Genomic DNA, 14666 nt, shown 5'->3' on the forward strand with positions numbered 1-14666 from the left:
CAATATAGTCTTGGTCAAAATAACATATGTGTGTGACAAATAAAGGGAAACATGTACAAGTTGATTTCGTAATAATGATTTAAATGTCTAGATAAGGGGATGGAGTATGAGTGAATTAGAAATTAGGTTGGAGCGTCTTAGGGAAGAACAAATAGGCGATATTGTATCATTATCTTCTTATATTGGTTGGGATTATAACAGAGAAGAAATTGAGACTATTTTTAACGCAGGGATTGTATACGGTGTTTGGAATGAGAAAGAGGAACTAATTGCTAGCGCAGCAATAATATTATATGGGGAGAAATTAGCATCTATCGGAATGGTGATTGTACATCCAGATTATAAGGGGAGAGGGGTTGGAAAGATAATAACGGAAGCGTGCGTTAAAAGCGTATCAGCTCATACTCCAATTATGCTTATTGCTACGGATGAAGGGAAACCTTTATATGAAAAGTTAGGATTTAGGGCAGTAAGTTATGTTTCTAAATACATATGTAACTCATACAATGCGAAACATTATTGTGTAAGAAATGAAGATTATGTGATGAATTATGAAGAGGGTGATTTAGAAAAAATAATAAAAATAGATGAATATGCGTTTGGAACAAATAGAAAAGAGTTTTTAAAGAAAAGAATTATGCAAAGTGAACAGTGTATCGTTGTAAAGGACAAGGAACAAAATGTATTAGGTTACGGTTTAAGCATACAAACACCAGAAAATAAGATAATAGGGCCGGTTGTTGCTAAAAATGATGAGATGGCAATGAGAATTGTACATGATTTAGCAAAAGGGCATAATGGTAAATTAAGAATTGATGTACTAGAAGGAAAGAAAGATTTCATGAAAGTATTAGAGATTGCTGGTTTTAAAAAGGTGAATACACCACCAATTATGATGAAAAATAGCGATCAATTATTAAAAAGGAATAATGAGTTATATAGCATTGCAGCACAAATTTTTGGGTGAAAAAGAATCCTTCTGAATGAAGGATTCTTTTTCGCTAATCACGATATTGATCATGAGTCGGCTGAAAGAGGTCTTCCTCGATATCTCTCACCATAGAAAAATGATCAACGTTATAATGACCGTGTAAAGTTTTATTGTGATGACCAATAATTTGTTCTGCAGACAATACGTTAGAATCAGTTGTTGAATGACCGTTTTTAATTAATGTAACGTCAAATCCTTGTACAGTTGCTGCTCTAACTGCAGTGTCAATGCAATGTTCTGTTTTACATCCGCCTATAACAATATGATTAATGTTTTCTTCTTTTAAAAGTTCAAGTAAAGAAGTGCCGTAGAATGAATTGGTTGCTGCTTTATTAATAAAGATTGCAGACTGGGGTACTTGAATTTGATTATGTACTTCAAATCCTTCGCCACTACCAGAAGCAACATCGATATCTTTTACGAAAACAATAAGAGCATTTGAATCTATTGCTTTCTGCAGGGCTATATTTAGTGTAGATAATAGCTCGGTTTTACGAAAAACTTCATTTTCTTGCTCATTTCCATCAATTAATTCTTGCTGAGCGTCAATAATTAATAGTGCTTGTTTCATCGTGTCTCCCCTTTAATATGAAATAAGTTCCACTGTACATATTCCTTCAGATTGTTAGAAAATCCTCCATTGTAAGAGAAGTAGAAGATTGATTTACAAAGTTGTCAAAGAAATTTCATTCTCATAGCGTGTAAAAACATGTATGATAGGAGATGGAGAATTTTTGAGTAGGTGGGAATAACATGCAAACAGTAGAAGATTATCTTTCATTCTTACATACGAAAGGATTTAAATTATCAGAGGAAGCACAAGGGTTTATTATGTTTGGACAAGGATATACTGGTGCGTCTGATGGGATTGTGAACGCAGCAATAGAAGCCACAATTAAACATCAATTGCAGTTTGATGGTAGTTATTTCGTTGCGTTATTAGAACGATTGAAAGAGGAAGAAATTACAGATAAAAAAAGCGCTAAGGCTTTTATGCGGAAGTTACAAGCGTAACTTCACGCAGCCTGCGCTTCTTTTTTTGTTTTGGAAGGTAATTCAACAAAAATCATGCCTAGAAAAATACATAGACATCCGATAATAGCAGAAATAGAAAGTTGTTCATTTGCAACGAGAACGCCTGTTAATGCAGCAAAAACGGGCTCCATTGCGAAAATAATTGCTACTCTCGTTGGAGAAGTGTGTTTTTGTGCCGATGTTTGAATGAAAAAAGCAATAGATGTTGCAAACAGGGCAGTTAGAAAGAGTGCGAATAAAAAGGATTGATTCGTCCATAGTGATACTGAAAATAACTTTTCCCAATCTTCAAACAAGAAAGCGCAAATAGAAGAAAATATACCAACAGCTAATACTTGAGATGTGCTTAATAATAAAGGTGATATTTTTTTAGAAAAGAAGCCGTTAATAAGAATATGGACAGCGAAAGCGACTGCACAACCAAGAACAAGTATATCTCCTATATTTAATTGGAAAGAATCAGCAGCTGTTAATAAGTACAAACCTGTTGTAGCTACAGCAATACCAAGTATGATGAAAATGGTGGCTTTTTGTTTTAAAAAGATAAATGATAAGATTGGGACCATAACAATGCTTAGCCCAGTTAAGAAACCTGCTTTTGAAGAAGTTGTATAGAGTAAGCCAAATGTTTGTAATAAATAGCCGACAAATAAGAAGAACCCAACCATTAATCCAGCTAAACTACTATGTTTTAATTCTTGTTTTGAAGTTTTCTGTGAGAAAATAATTTGAACGAATAATAAAATAATTCCAGCGAATAAAAAGCGAATACCATTAAACGTAAATGGACCAACGAAAGACATAGCGTTTTGAACGACAACAAACGTAGCTCCCCAAATAAAAGAGACAAATAATAAAGCAAGAGGAGCAATCCACTCTTTTTTCACACTCATACCCCCGTTAATTTTGTAAGATAGCTTTTCTAGCTAATTCATCAGCTACTTTATTTTGACTACTTGGAATCCACTTAATAAAAAAGAGATCGAAGTTTTTTATGTACTGCAGTGCTTCATCTAAAAGAGGTGCAAATATTTTATTTTTTGCGTATTCCTTTTCAACAGCCCGCTCAACAAGCTGCGAATCTGTACGAAAAGAGACAGTGCTATAATTATGCTCGATGCAATATTTTAATGCTAAAAGTAAAGCGCGGTATTCTGCTTCATGATTGGACATTGTTCCAAGTGGTACTGATAATTGTACAGGTGGCTGAACGCCTTTAATAAACACTCCTGCACCAGAAGGACCAGGATTTCCTTTTGATGCACCATCAATATATACTTCAATCAAAATGAGAAACCTCCAAATTATAAGATGATCCCCTACTTAAATATTTTTTTGAAGTAGGGGATAGAGTAGTTATCCGATTGTGATGCTGTAACGACATGTAAATGTTTCATTCGCTTGTAAAGATTGAATTCCCTTTTTGTTCTTGAAATCTTTTGCTGGATTTACTTCATCAGCGATGCCATACCAAGGTTCAATACATAAGAAAGGTGCGTTATCCCCTGGTGTCCATACGCCAACAAATGGGAATCCATCAAATTCTACTTTTACAAATTTATTATGTTTATGAGAACGAATCGAAATTTCATTCGTATTCATATGTTCAAAAATAAGTGCATCATTTTTGAATAAATCATATGTAAGTGGCAATTCAGTCGTATTTTCAGCGATTAATTGCTTTTTGTTTGAAAGATAAGGTCCTTCTAATACGCTTGTTTCTAAGCGTTCCGAACCATTAAACGATAAGTGATAATCTGTAAATGATTCACCGTCCAATAAAGGGAAGTTGAATCCAGGATGTGCTCCGATTGAGAAGAACATCTCTTTTGAAGTAGGATTGTTTACTTCATATGTTATATGAACGCTTTGTCCATTTAGCTCATAAGAAACGAGTAATTCGAATTCGTATGGGTATTTTTTTAATGTTTCTTCATTACTAGTAACGATATAAGTGATTTTTGTTTCGCTTTGTTCTTTCACAGAGAAAGTAAGATCACGAGCGAAACCGTGTTGTGTTAATGAATATGGTTTACCGTCTACGTAGTATGTATTATCTACTAATCGGCCGACAATTGGGAACAAAATTGGTGCACGGCGTCCCCAATAAGTAGAATCACCTTGCCATAAATATTCTGTGTTGTCTTCTTTTAAGCGAACGCTCTGTAATTCTGCACCTTTGTCAGAAATGGAAACGATCACTTTTTCATTTTGAATTGTTGCTGTCATGAAGTGAAACCTCCTAAATCTTTCATATGTTTCATTATACGTTGTCTAAAAGGAAAAAGGTAGTTTATGATAGGAATCTATTGACGAAAGAGGGGCTACGACGTAAAATATAATCTTGTTGCTTAAAAAACGAATAACGTGGTTCGAAACCATCCCACGTAAAAAAACTAAGGAGATTTTGTCATGAATATTAGAACTTTAGTCGGTAATGGTATTTTAGCGGCATTATATATTGCTGTTTCTATGCTTATTCAGCCATTTGGCTTTACGAATGTACAATTTCGTATTTCAGAGATGTTTAATCATCTCGTTGTATTTAACAAGAAAGCAATTTACGGAATTGTATTAGGTGTATTTTTAACGAATCTCTTGTTCTCACCTATGATCGCTTATGATTTAGTATTTGGAGTAGGTCAATCTATTCTTGCATTAGTTGCAACGATTATTTCTATGCGATTTATTAAAGGTGTTTGGGCTCGTATGATTTTTAATACAGTTATCTTTACGATTACAATGTTTATGATTGCAATTGAACTTCATCTTGCATTGGGTTTACCATTTATGTTGTCTTGGTTAACTTGTGCAATCGGTGAATTTGTTGTCATGGCGATCGGTATGCCTGTAATGTACTGGATTAATAAGCGAGTACAATTTGAAAGATTTATGTAATAGATGAAAGAGCTATTCCTATAGGGATAGCTCTTTTTGTATGTAATCATATTGAATATAATGCTGTGACTCTAGATAAAATATAATAAAATAAAGTGAGGCTTCAATTAGCCGGATATATATAAGAAGTCTTACATAAGGGGAATGTAGTATGAAATATAAAATTCATTGGTTGTATAAAACGAAGCGTGGATTGCAGACGGAATTAACAACAGAGTATATGAACATAGAAGAAGTACTTCAATTTGCAGAGGATTTTGAGAAAACAGGAAGAGCTAAGGAACTTTTATTTTACGATGAAATGGACGCAGAATGGTCATTAAAAGAGATGAAAAAGTTAAGTAAGCAAGTAGAGGAAGAGCCCCAAGAAATACTCGTTTATTTTGATGGGGGGTATGATGTGCAAACGAAAGAAGCTGGCGTTGGTATATGTGTGTATTATAAAAAAGGAAATACAAACTACCGCATTCGCCGCAATGCATATATAGAAGGTATATATGATAATAATGAAGCGGAATATGCATCATTATTATACGGTATGAATATACTCGAGGAACTAGGGATTAAGTATGAAGCAGTTACACTTCGCGGAGACTCACAAGTGGTACTGCAGCAATTAGCCGGAGAATGGCCTTGTTACGATGAACATTTAAATCATTATTTAGATCAAATTGAACAAAAGGCGAAGCAAATGAAATTAAAACTTGTATGTGAGCCGATATCTAGAAAACAAAATAAAGAAGCACATCAATTAGCAACGCAAGCATTAGAAGGAACAGTTATTGATAGTCATAAAGAAATAACCGAATAGAGAGGTGCAAAGGTGGATAAAAAGCAACTCATTACAGAGGTAAATGACTTATTAGAAACGTATTGTGAAGGATGTTTCTTGCGAGAACATAATCGAAAGACAAATAGTAAGTATTACGCTCATTCATTTTGTATAAGGCAATGTACAGTGGGAGAAACATTGAAAAAGTATGGGGAACAGTTGTCATGAAAAAACATCCAGAGAAAATTCTCTGGATGTTTTTTAGTGTCTTGCTTCGTTTAGTTGATGCTCACATTTATTTAATTTTTTTTCCTCATTCATTAAAAATGGCTCATCTAAATCAGTTGCAACAGATTTCATAATTTCAAGCTGAGAGCGAGCTGCTTCTACAGCAGTAGTAGCATGTTCTAATGTATCTGGATCCATTGAAATTGTTGCTGATCCTACCATTTTTTGTGCTGTTTCTACACGGAATTTCACTTCTTCAAAATCATTTACTTCTGATCCCATTAATAATTCCTCCTTTGTATAGTGCGCATTTCACATAGTTTTTGCTCTGTAAAACGGAAATATACAAAGGAATAACAAAGGAGGTTACCAAGTAAGGTAACCTCCTGTTATATGTTGGATTAAAGTTTTACTACGTTAGCAGCTTGAGGTCCGCGGTTACCTTCAGTAATGTCGAAAGATACTTCTTGACCTTCTTCTAAAGCTTTGTAGCCGTCGCCTTGAATAGCAGAGAAATGTACGAATACATCGTCAGCGCCTTCCATTTCGATAAATCCAAAACCTTTTTCGTTGTTAAACCATTTTACTTTTCCTTGCATGTTACAATTCCTCCTAAAAGCGTTTACTATTTTCATTTAGTGAAATTCATTTTAAAAAAATAATATAAACTAAAAATGCTATATTCTTGAATATTCTGCTAAATGATTAATTTAAATATACACGAATTGGGAGAATTTAGTCAAGTAAGCGATTTTATTTTTTTGTATTTTTAAATAATTTTTCAGTCAAATTTTTAAATAGGTATAGGACAGGCTGAGTATATAATATTCTTAATTGAATGCTATACATAATGAGGTGAAAGAATGAATAAGTCTTACTTATTAGATAATGAAGGAATGAGAACGAGAACCGACATACCGGATTGGGTTGCAAAAGAATTTGAGATTTTTTCAAATGTTGTGTTAGAACCAACTTTTCCATGTTATTTCGGTTTAACAGCTTTGAAAAAGAATGAACTTCGTTATTCATTTCTTTCTCATAATGATTGGAGTCATTTACCACATACAATGTTATCTTTTTTAGAGTTAATGAAAGAGAGGCCGATTGTAAGAAGGGGCTTTTTCCTTTTTGTAGAACCGGAATGTGAAGAACAGCCACTCGAATATTACCGTGATTCCTTTTGGAAAGTGTTACAGTATTTACATGAAAACGATAATCAAGCATGGCCAAAGCAAATTCCTGAAGATCCAGACCATTATTTATGGGAATTTTCATTTGGTGGTGAGCCAATATTCGCATTTGGAAATGCGCCAGCTTATAAACAACGAAAAACTAGACATTTAGGGAATTCTCTCGTTATTGGGTTTCAGCCACGCACTATTTTTGATGGATTAGAGGGAGATCGTCCTAAAGGAGCATATTCAAGACAAATGGTTCGTGAGCGAGTTGAAAAGTGGGATCAATTGCCGAAACATCCTAACATTAGTCATTATGGTGACCCAGAGCATCGTGAATGGAAACAATATTTCATAGGAGACGATGTAGAGCCAATAAAAGGGAAATGTCCTTTTATTCATAGGATAGAAAAGTAAGAGCCATCACCTAGATGGCTCTTTTGTATATTTTGGATAAAAAAGGGTATTTTATTATGAAAGCTAGTCTATTTTTTCAAATTACATCATTAACTAGTAGTAAAGAGAGTAGAAAGGATAGAGCGATGTTTGGAGCAATTATACAGCAAATCGTATTAGGTATATCATTAGCTGCGCCAGTAGGGCCGATTAATATTGAAATGTTAAAACGAGGAATTGAACGTGGGTTTTGGCACGCTTGGGTTGTTGGAATTGGTGGAATGACTGCAGATGTTTTATTTATGCTTCTCATTTATTTCGGTTTATCTTCTGTGTTTATGTATACATATGTACAAGCCTTCATGTATTGCACGGGTTTTTTCTTGTTATTTTATTTAGGATTTCAAAGTGTAAAACAAGGAATTTTCGACTCGAATATGGAATATAAAAAAGAAGAGGTGGGTGGCCTTAAGCAATCGTTTATGGCAGGATTTTTAATTGCGATATCCAATCCATTAAATCTTGTTTTTTGGTTTGGTATATACGGAAGTACACTTAGCTCATTACTTACGAAGGTAACGAAACAAGAAGCTTTTTTGTACAGTCTTTGCATTATTGTTGGTATTATTTTATGGAATTTAAATATTGCTTTTTCTGTACATTTTGGAAGAACTTTATTAAAACCAAAAGCGCTTGGCTACATAACAGCCGGAGCAGGTATTATTTTAGTAGGTTACTCTATACATTTTGCATACAAAGCTTTACAGTTGTTCACATAAGATTGAAGGGGAGATTTTTATGTATCGAACCACTATTGACGGAAAAGAAATTATAATTACGTTAGCGCCAAAAATCCGAAAAGAAATTACTGATAGAAATCCACTATATGAAGCGGTATTTCATAATGCTGCAAGATTGTTACAAACAAAGCAACCGACGTTTGCAGTAAATCATGAAATATTTGGGCTCATTATTGGAGAAGTGCAAAGAGGAGAAGTAACAGTGTTTGCAGTGGAACATATTATTCCGAAGCAAAATATATTTGGACCAAACAATTTTTTCTCGACAATAGAACAGCAGGCAAATTTGTAAAGTGAATAGAATAAGAATAGAAAAGAAATAGTCGTAACGATATGTTGCGGCTGTTTTTTTGGAAAAGGGGGAAACAAGATGAAGAAAGTGGGGAAAGAGTTCTTTTTACAACATGATATCGTTATTATGTATAGCATTCTATTTGTTTTCATTATTATTTTAAAAATGCAATTTTTTACGTGGTTTGGCATGTTAGCATGTATGTTTGGGATTGTTTTCTATACACTTAATGAATATATGACACATCGTTTTTTATTCCATATAAAGCCACCTAAAAACACATTTCTATTAAAAATGTTAAGAAGATTGCATTATGATCACCACGTATATCCAGATGATTTAAAACTTTTGTTTTTACCTGTATGGTTTAGTATACCTAGTTTTACTATATATTTACTTATAGCATATGGTATTACAAAAAGTGTTACTATTACACTTTCATTTGGAATCGGAATGATTATTATGCTGCTCGTTTACGAATGGAAACATTATATTGCTCATAGACCGATTCGTCCCGTCACTAAGTTTGGAAGATGGCTAAAAAAACAACATATATTACACCATTATAAAAATGAAAAGTTTTGGTTTGGTGTTTCAAATCCAGTATTCGATTTTATATTTGGAACACTGAAAGACGGAAAAGATGTTGAGCTAAGCGAAACGGCTCGTAATTTAGAAAAGGAAAAAAAGACAAAAGTAGTGCGTTAAGCACTGCTTTTGTCTTAATGAGGATAAATAAGTAAAGTGTCACTTTATTTTGAAAAAGTATATTAAAAATTTAGGGGGAATTGCCGAAAAATGTCTATCAAAAAATCTTTGCATGAATGCATGGATTGTCTAAAATGAATATAAGTTTCTGAATATTTATAAAATTTAGTCTTTAGGTATGCAAGGGGGAAGTGTATTTCAAGTAAGAGAGGGGATCGGTTAATGAAACGAGACGATACGTCAGCACGTAAGTTGCAAAATGAGGTGAATTATACAGAGGTGGTTCAGTCGGAAGAATTTCAATTGTTATTAAATACGAAAAAGAAGTTTATCATTCCAATGAGTATTTTCTTTTTTAGTTTTTTTATCGCATTACCTATTCTAACATCGTATTCAAAGGTGCTTAATACACCTGCATTTGGAGACGTTACATGGGCGTGGGTATTTGCTTTTTCCCAATTTATCATGACATGGGCACTATGTATGATTTATAGCAAAAAAGCAGAATCATTTGATGAAATCTCCCGAAAAATTCTGCAAGATATGCAAAAAGGGAGGGGCTGAACTTGAATACTACTGCATTTGCACTATTTTTAATTATTGTTCTTGGTACGCTCGTCATAACCTATTTTGCATCGAAAAAAACGAAAAATGCGAGTGAATTTTATACGGCTGGAGGGGGATTAACTGGTTGGCAAAATGGTCTGGCCATTGCTGGAGATTACATGTCTGCTGCTTCATTTCTCGGTATAGCTGGAGCAATCGCATTAACTGGGTTTGATGGATTCTTTTATAGTATCGGTTTTTTAGTTGCTTATCTAGTTGTACTATATCTTGTTGCAGAACCGCTTAGAAATTTAGGAAAGTACACTTTGGCGGATATGATTGCAGCACGCTTTGATGCGAAAAAAGTTCGCGGAGTTGCAGCTCTTAATACGATGACGATTTCTATCTTTTATATGATTGCACAATTAGTTGGCGCGGGTGCACTTATTAAATTATTATTAGGGATTGAATATACGACATCTGTATTAATCGTTGGAACACTTATGACGGTGTATGTTATTTTTGGAGGTATGACAGCAACGAGCTGGGTACAAATCGTAAAGGCTGTATTGCTTATGGCTGGTACGTTTATTATTTCTGTTATCGTTTTCGCAAAATTCAACTTCAGCGTGACTGAAATGTTCGCTCAAATGAAAACAGCTACACCTTTAAAAGATTCATTTTTAAATCCAGGTGTAAAGTATAAGGATGGTCTTGATACACTTTCTTTAAATTTAGGACTAGTACTTGGTACAGCTGGATTACCACATATACTTGTCCGCTTTTTTACAGTACGTGATGCAAAAACTGCACGTCAATCTGTCGTATATGCGACGTGGTTAATTGGTGCATTTTATATTATGACGATTTTCTTAGGATTTGGTGCGGCAGCGTTTGTAGGAAATGAAGCGATTATTAAAGCAAACCCAGCTGGTAATATGGCGGCACCTTTATTAGCCAAAGCGTTAGGTGGAGACTTCTTATTTGCTTTCGTATCAGCAATTGCTTTTGCAACGATTTTGGCTGTAGTGGCAGGTCTTGTATTAACAGCAGCATCAGCATTCGCTCATGATTTTTATAATGAAATCATTCGTAAAGGAAAATCAACGGAAAAAGAGCAAGTATCCATGGCTCGTTATGCATCTATTGGAGTAGCGATACTATCTATCATACTTGCATTATTTGCCCAAACATTAAACGTTGCATTTTTAGTATCATTAGCATTTGCAGTTGCAGCGAGTGCAAATCTACCAGTAATTTTATTTACAATATATTGGAAGCGCTTTAATACAACGGGTGCTATTTCGGGTATGATTGTAGGTCTCGTATCAGCAATTGTTCTCGTAGCGTTGAGTCCGAATGTTTGGAACCCTGTAGCTGGAAAAGCTATTTTTGTTGGGGAAGCGTTATTTCCATATACGACACCAGGAATTATTTCAATTCCACTCGGATTTCTTGCAGCATATTTAGGAACGGTTTTATCTAGTAAGAAAGAAGATGAAGCGAAATTTGATGAAATTCTAGTGAAATCTAATACTGGTCATGGCATTAGCGATGCGTCTTCACATTAAATAAAAGAGGAGCTTTTCGATAGATAAGAAAAGCTCTTTTTTCTTTTGTCATTTTCTTGTAAATATTACTGATTTGTAAGTAGGATTTGTCTTAATTTTGTGGAATGAAAATAGCAGGGAGAAATTTAAGTCATCATGGCACCAGCGCAGCTTTTGTGAAAAATAAGTTGTTATGGAAGGTGGAAGTAATGATGAAAACGAAGCAAACTGATGAATTATTAGCAAAAGATGAGCAATATGTTTGGCACGGAATGCGTCCCTTTAGTCCAAATAGTACAATGGTAGGGGCAAAAGCTGAAGGGTGCTGGGTTGAAGATATACAAGGAAAAAGATATTTAGATGGTATGAGTGGCCTTTGGTGTGTCAATAGTGGATATGGAAGAAAAGAGCTCGCAGAAGCGGCTTATAAGCAATTACAAACATTATCATACTTTCCAATGTCACAATCCCATGAGCCAGCTATAAAGCTTGCTGAAAAGTTAAATGAGTGGCTTGGGGGAGAGTATGTTATTTTCTTCTCAAATAGTGGTTCAGAAGCGAACGAAACAGCTTTTAAAATAGCAAGGCAATACCATGCTCAAAAAGGTGAACCACATCGTTATAAATTTATGTCACGTTACCGTGGGTATCACGGGAATACAATGGCGACAATGGCAGCGACGGGACAAGCGCAGCGTAGATATCAATATGAGCCGTTTGCTTCAGGTTTTTTACACGTAACACCACCGGATTGTTACCGTATGCCTGAAATTGAAGGGCAGCATATTTATGATGTAGAATGTGTGAAAGAAGTCGATCGTGTTATGACGTGGGAATTAAGTGAAACAATTGCCGCTTTTATTATGGAACCAATTATTACAGGCGGGGGCATATTAATGCCACCACAAGACTATATGAAAGCTGTTCATGAGACGTGTCAAAAACACGGTGCCTTGCTTATTAGTGATGAAGTAATATGCGGTTTCGGTCGTACAGGAAAAGCATTTGGGTTTATGAATTATGATGTGAAGCCAGATATTATTACAATGGCAAAGGGCATTACGAGCGCATATTTACCATTATCTGCAACAGCTGTGAAAAAAGAAATATATGAGGCTTTTAAAGGTAAAGGAGAATATGAATTCTTCCGCCATATTAATACATTTGGTGGAAATCCAGCAGCTTGTGCATTAGCACTTAAAAACTTAGAGATTATGGAAAATGAAAATTTAATCGAGCGATCTGCGCAAATGGGTTCCCTTTTATTAGAGCAACTAAAAGATGAAATTGGGGAACATCCGCTTGTTGGGAATATTAGAGGAAAAGGTCTATTAGTTGGAATTGAATTAGTAAATGATAAAGAGACGAAAGAGCCAATTGATAACGACAAAATTGCAAGTGTTGTAAATGCTTGTAAAGAAAAGGGCTTAATTATAGGACGAAACGGTATGACAACAGCAGGATATAATAACGTTTTAACATTAGCGCCGCCTCTTGTTATTTCAAGTGAAGAGATTGCTTTCGTTGTTGGAACGTTGAAGACAGCGATGGAGCGTATTTAATAAATAGAGAGAGGAGCGAGCTGTAATATAAGGCTCGCTCTTGTTTAGTAGGAGGGGACTTTTAATGGAGAAATATGATCCTAACAAACATTATCACATCGGATATTATGAAGACGGATATGATTTAGAAGTGACGGCGTACAAAAGAATAAATGAACCAGTTTGGGATGCTTATATTCCGCACTATGAGGCAGACGATTTTTATAAGAAAGTGGAGGGAATGAAGCTAGGTAAATATATAGATGATTATGGCATTATGGTGTATTCATTTGGGAATGATATTGATGATGATGAAGCACGAATTATTTTTGAAAAATGGTTAAAAAAGAACGGGATTGTTTAAAGATAAAACAAAAAGGAGATTGCTATCTTATAAAATAGCAATCTCCTTTTATTATAGTAAATTTATTTACTTGCTTTCATTGCTTTATCTTTTGCACCAAAAGTGTATTTTAACATTGGTGGTGTAATCATTGTAGTTAAAATAACGACAATAACGATTGCTGTAAAGTAATCTTGTGCCAATAGACCTGAAGAAAGTCCTGTTCCTGCAATGATAAGTGCAACTTCACCACGAGAAACCATTCCAGCACCGATAATTGCAGAAGACTTAGCGTCAAATCCAGTCATTCGTGCACCGAATCCACAGCCGATTAATTTCGTTAATACAGCGATAACAGTTAATGCTAAGATGAACCAAATTTGATTGCCGATACCGTCAAATGTAATATTCATACCGATACTAACGAAGAATACGGGAACGAACATAGCGTAAGCAATTGGTTCTACTTTCTTTTCTACTTCATGTTTGTAGTTTGTTTGAGAAATTGCAATACCAGCAGCGAAAGCACCGATAATACCAGCAATGCCTAATAATTCGCCAAAATATGCGAATGAGAAACAGATGATAAGAGCCGCGCTTACGATAGACTCAGATACGCGCAGTGGTGATAACCAGCGCATAATCGCAGGAACACCTTTCCATCCGATTAAAATAATAGAAGCGAAGAATACTACTTTCTTCAAGATAACCATTGTTAAGTTAACATCATCAGTACCTAAGAAGCTCATTGCAAATGCTAATAAAATAACAACAAGAATGTCATCAAATACAGCGGCTCCAAGCATCGTCGTACTTTCACGTGTTTTCATTTTACCTAAATCACGAAGTGTTTGTACGGAAATACTAACACTTGTCGCACATAGAAGTAATCCTAAGAATACAGCGTTTCCTTGTTCCATTCCCATCACAAGACCGGAAACGTAACCACCTACGAATGGAAGAATGATACCTCCGAGTGCAACTGCTAAAGAAGAATTACGATTTGCGTTTAATTCTTCTAAGTCTGTTTCAAGTCCAGCCATAAACATTAAAAGAATAACCCCGACATTACTTAATTGAGTTAGAAGCTCTGAATTTTCAATCCAACCTAATACAGCTGGACCGATAACGATACCGACAATTAATTTACCTAGTACAGAAGGTTGACCTAATCTAACACTAAGATCACCAGCAAGCTTTGTACTTAATAAAATAAGTGCAATTTGAAAGAAAAATTCGAATTCCATCTGATCCTCTCCTCGTCATTTTTAATTTTATCATACGATTTCTCGGAATTTGCCTAATGAAAATATGTAAAACCCATTAAACAAAAGGGTCGAATTACAAGTTCTTTTGAACTCGTAATTTGAACCTGTAATTAATATATAATA

At 34.8% G+C, this 14666-nt stretch carries 20 protein-coding genes and 1 riboswitch; of the genes, 13 read left to right on the forward strand and 7 right to left on the reverse strand.

Features of this window, described 5'->3' with window-relative positions; translation table 11 throughout:
- Window positions 1-106 precede the first annotated feature (106 nt).
- Window positions 107-967, forward strand: coding sequence for a GNAT family N-acetyltransferase (locus ACTFRM_RS04380; RefSeq protein ID WP_001292079.1), 861 nt, complete (start codon window positions 107-109; stop codon window positions 965-967).
- Between the two features lie 34 nt (window positions 968-1001).
- Here ACTFRM_RS04380 and ACTFRM_RS04385 read toward each other — a convergent pair whose 3' ends face one another.
- A complete protein-coding gene (locus ACTFRM_RS04385; protein ID WP_440043096.1) occupies window positions 1002-1562 on the reverse strand; it encodes a cysteine hydrolase family protein in 561 nt (186 codons plus the stop codon).
- Window positions 1563-1744: 182 nt separating this feature from the next.
- Here ACTFRM_RS04385 and ACTFRM_RS04390 point away from each other — a divergent pair, with 182 nt between their 5' ends.
- Window positions 1745-2005 carry a DUF6123 family protein gene (locus ACTFRM_RS04390; RefSeq protein ID WP_001195212.1) on the forward strand — a complete coding sequence of 87 codons (261 nt, stop codon included), beginning with the start codon at window positions 1745-1747 and terminating at the stop codon, window positions 2003-2005.
- A gap of 2 nt (window positions 2006-2007) precedes the next feature.
- Here the strand turns inward: ACTFRM_RS04390 and ACTFRM_RS04395 are convergent, their stop codons facing one another.
- From ACTFRM_RS04395 to ACTFRM_RS04405, 3 genes are all read right to left on the reverse strand, one after another.
- Window positions 2008-2913, reverse strand: a complete 906-nt coding sequence (locus ACTFRM_RS04395; protein ID WP_000712608.1) for a DMT family transporter — start codon at window positions 2911-2913, stop codon at window positions 2008-2010.
- 13 nt (window positions 2914-2926) lie between these two features.
- Window positions 2927-3313 (reverse strand): reverse transcriptase-like protein, encoded by a 387-nt coding sequence (locus tag ACTFRM_RS04400; RefSeq protein ID WP_000573880.1) that lies wholly within the window; start codon window positions 3311-3313, stop codon window positions 2927-2929.
- 69 nt (window positions 3314-3382) lie between these two features.
- Window positions 3383-4255: an aldose 1-epimerase family protein gene (locus ACTFRM_RS04405; RefSeq protein ID WP_000127417.1), complete on the reverse strand. Its 873-nt coding sequence runs from the start codon at window positions 4253-4255 to the stop codon at window positions 3383-3385.
- A gap of 132 nt (window positions 4256-4387) precedes the next feature.
- Window positions 4388-4432: riboswitch (PreQ1 riboswitch) on the forward strand.
- A gap of 6 nt (window positions 4433-4438) precedes the next feature.
- Between ACTFRM_RS04405 and ACTFRM_RS04410 the strand changes: the two genes are divergently transcribed.
- The 3 genes from ACTFRM_RS04410 to ACTFRM_RS04420 all read left to right on the forward strand — a co-directional run bounded on the left by ACTFRM_RS04410 (window position 4439) and on the right by ACTFRM_RS04420 (window position 5924).
- Window positions 4439-4924, forward strand: coding sequence for a QueT transporter family protein (locus ACTFRM_RS04410; RefSeq protein ID WP_001026480.1), 486 nt, complete (start codon window positions 4439-4441; stop codon window positions 4922-4924).
- A gap of 151 nt (window positions 4925-5075) precedes the next feature.
- On the forward strand, window positions 5076-5735 hold the full coding sequence (locus tag ACTFRM_RS04415; protein WP_000875548.1) for a ribonuclease H family protein: 660 nt from the start codon (window positions 5076-5078) through the stop codon (window positions 5733-5735).
- Between the two features lie 12 nt (window positions 5736-5747).
- Entirely contained in the window at window positions 5748-5924 is a 177-nt protein-coding gene (locus tag ACTFRM_RS04420; protein ID WP_000358801.1) for a zinc-finger domain-containing protein, read from the forward strand.
- Between the two features lie 33 nt (window positions 5925-5957).
- On the opposite strand, the gene ACTFRM_RS04425 is transcribed toward ACTFRM_RS04420, so the two are convergent.
- The gene (locus tag ACTFRM_RS04425; protein WP_000534392.1) at window positions 5958-6206 is read right to left on the reverse strand and encodes a DUF2564 family protein; all 249 of its coding nucleotides are present in this window, start codon (window positions 6204-6206) and stop codon (window positions 5958-5960) included.
- 119 nt (window positions 6207-6325) lie between these two features.
- The gene (cspB, locus tag ACTFRM_RS04430; protein ID WP_001161731.1) at window positions 6326-6523 is read right to left on the reverse strand and encodes a cold shock-like protein CspB; all 198 of its coding nucleotides are present in this window, start codon (window positions 6521-6523) and stop codon (window positions 6326-6328) included.
- A gap of 264 nt (window positions 6524-6787) precedes the next feature.
- Between cspB and ACTFRM_RS04435 the strand changes: the two genes are divergently transcribed.
- The 8 genes from ACTFRM_RS04435 (at window position 6788) to ACTFRM_RS04470 (ending at window position 13296) form a co-directional block, all read left to right on the forward strand.
- The gene (locus ACTFRM_RS04435; protein WP_001043766.1) at window positions 6788-7516 is read left to right on the forward strand and encodes a YqcI/YcgG family protein; all 729 of its coding nucleotides are present in this window, start codon (window positions 6788-6790) and stop codon (window positions 7514-7516) included.
- A gap of 14 nt (window positions 7517-7530) precedes the next feature.
- Window positions 7531-8274, forward strand: a complete 744-nt coding sequence (locus tag ACTFRM_RS04440; protein ID WP_001196841.1) for a LysE family transporter — start codon at window positions 7531-7533, stop codon at window positions 8272-8274.
- A gap of 19 nt (window positions 8275-8293) precedes the next feature.
- Window positions 8294-8587: a hypothetical protein gene (locus ACTFRM_RS04445; RefSeq protein WP_000286361.1), complete on the forward strand. Its 294-nt coding sequence runs from the start codon at window positions 8294-8296 to the stop codon at window positions 8585-8587.
- 78 nt (window positions 8588-8665) lie between these two features.
- The gene (locus ACTFRM_RS04450) at window positions 8666-9295 is read left to right on the forward strand and encodes a sterol desaturase family protein (RefSeq protein ID WP_000755401.1); all 630 of its coding nucleotides are present in this window, start codon (window positions 8666-8668) and stop codon (window positions 9293-9295) included.
- Window positions 9296-9517: 222 nt separating this feature from the next.
- Window positions 9518-9859: a DUF485 domain-containing protein gene (locus tag ACTFRM_RS04455; protein WP_000817366.1), complete on the forward strand. Its 342-nt coding sequence runs from the start codon at window positions 9518-9520 to the stop codon at window positions 9857-9859.
- Between the two features lie 2 nt (window positions 9860-9861).
- The gene (locus ACTFRM_RS04460) at window positions 9862-11412 is read left to right on the forward strand and encodes a solute symporter family protein (protein WP_001098240.1); all 1551 of its coding nucleotides are present in this window, start codon (window positions 9862-9864) and stop codon (window positions 11410-11412) included.
- A 191-nt stretch (window positions 11413-11603) separates the two neighbouring features.
- Window positions 11604-12953, forward strand: a complete 1350-nt coding sequence (locus ACTFRM_RS04465; RefSeq protein WP_000850954.1) for an aspartate aminotransferase family protein — start codon at window positions 11604-11606, stop codon at window positions 12951-12953.
- Window positions 12954-13017: 64 nt separating this feature from the next.
- Window positions 13018-13296 (forward strand): DUF3986 family protein, encoded by a 279-nt coding sequence (locus ACTFRM_RS04470; protein ID WP_000417068.1) that lies wholly within the window; start codon window positions 13018-13020, stop codon window positions 13294-13296.
- 62 nt (window positions 13297-13358) lie between these two features.
- Here ACTFRM_RS04470 and ACTFRM_RS04475 read toward each other — a convergent pair whose 3' ends face one another.
- Entirely contained in the window at window positions 13359-14522 is a 1164-nt protein-coding gene (locus ACTFRM_RS04475) for a cation:proton antiporter (protein ID WP_000393901.1), read from the reverse strand.
- Window positions 14523-14666: the final 144 nt, after the last annotated feature.

This window comes from Bacillus cereus group sp. MYBK227-1, from assembly GCF_051916325.1.
Classification (GTDB): domain Bacteria; phylum Bacillota; class Bacilli; order Bacillales; family Bacillaceae_G; genus Bacillus_A; species Bacillus_A cereus.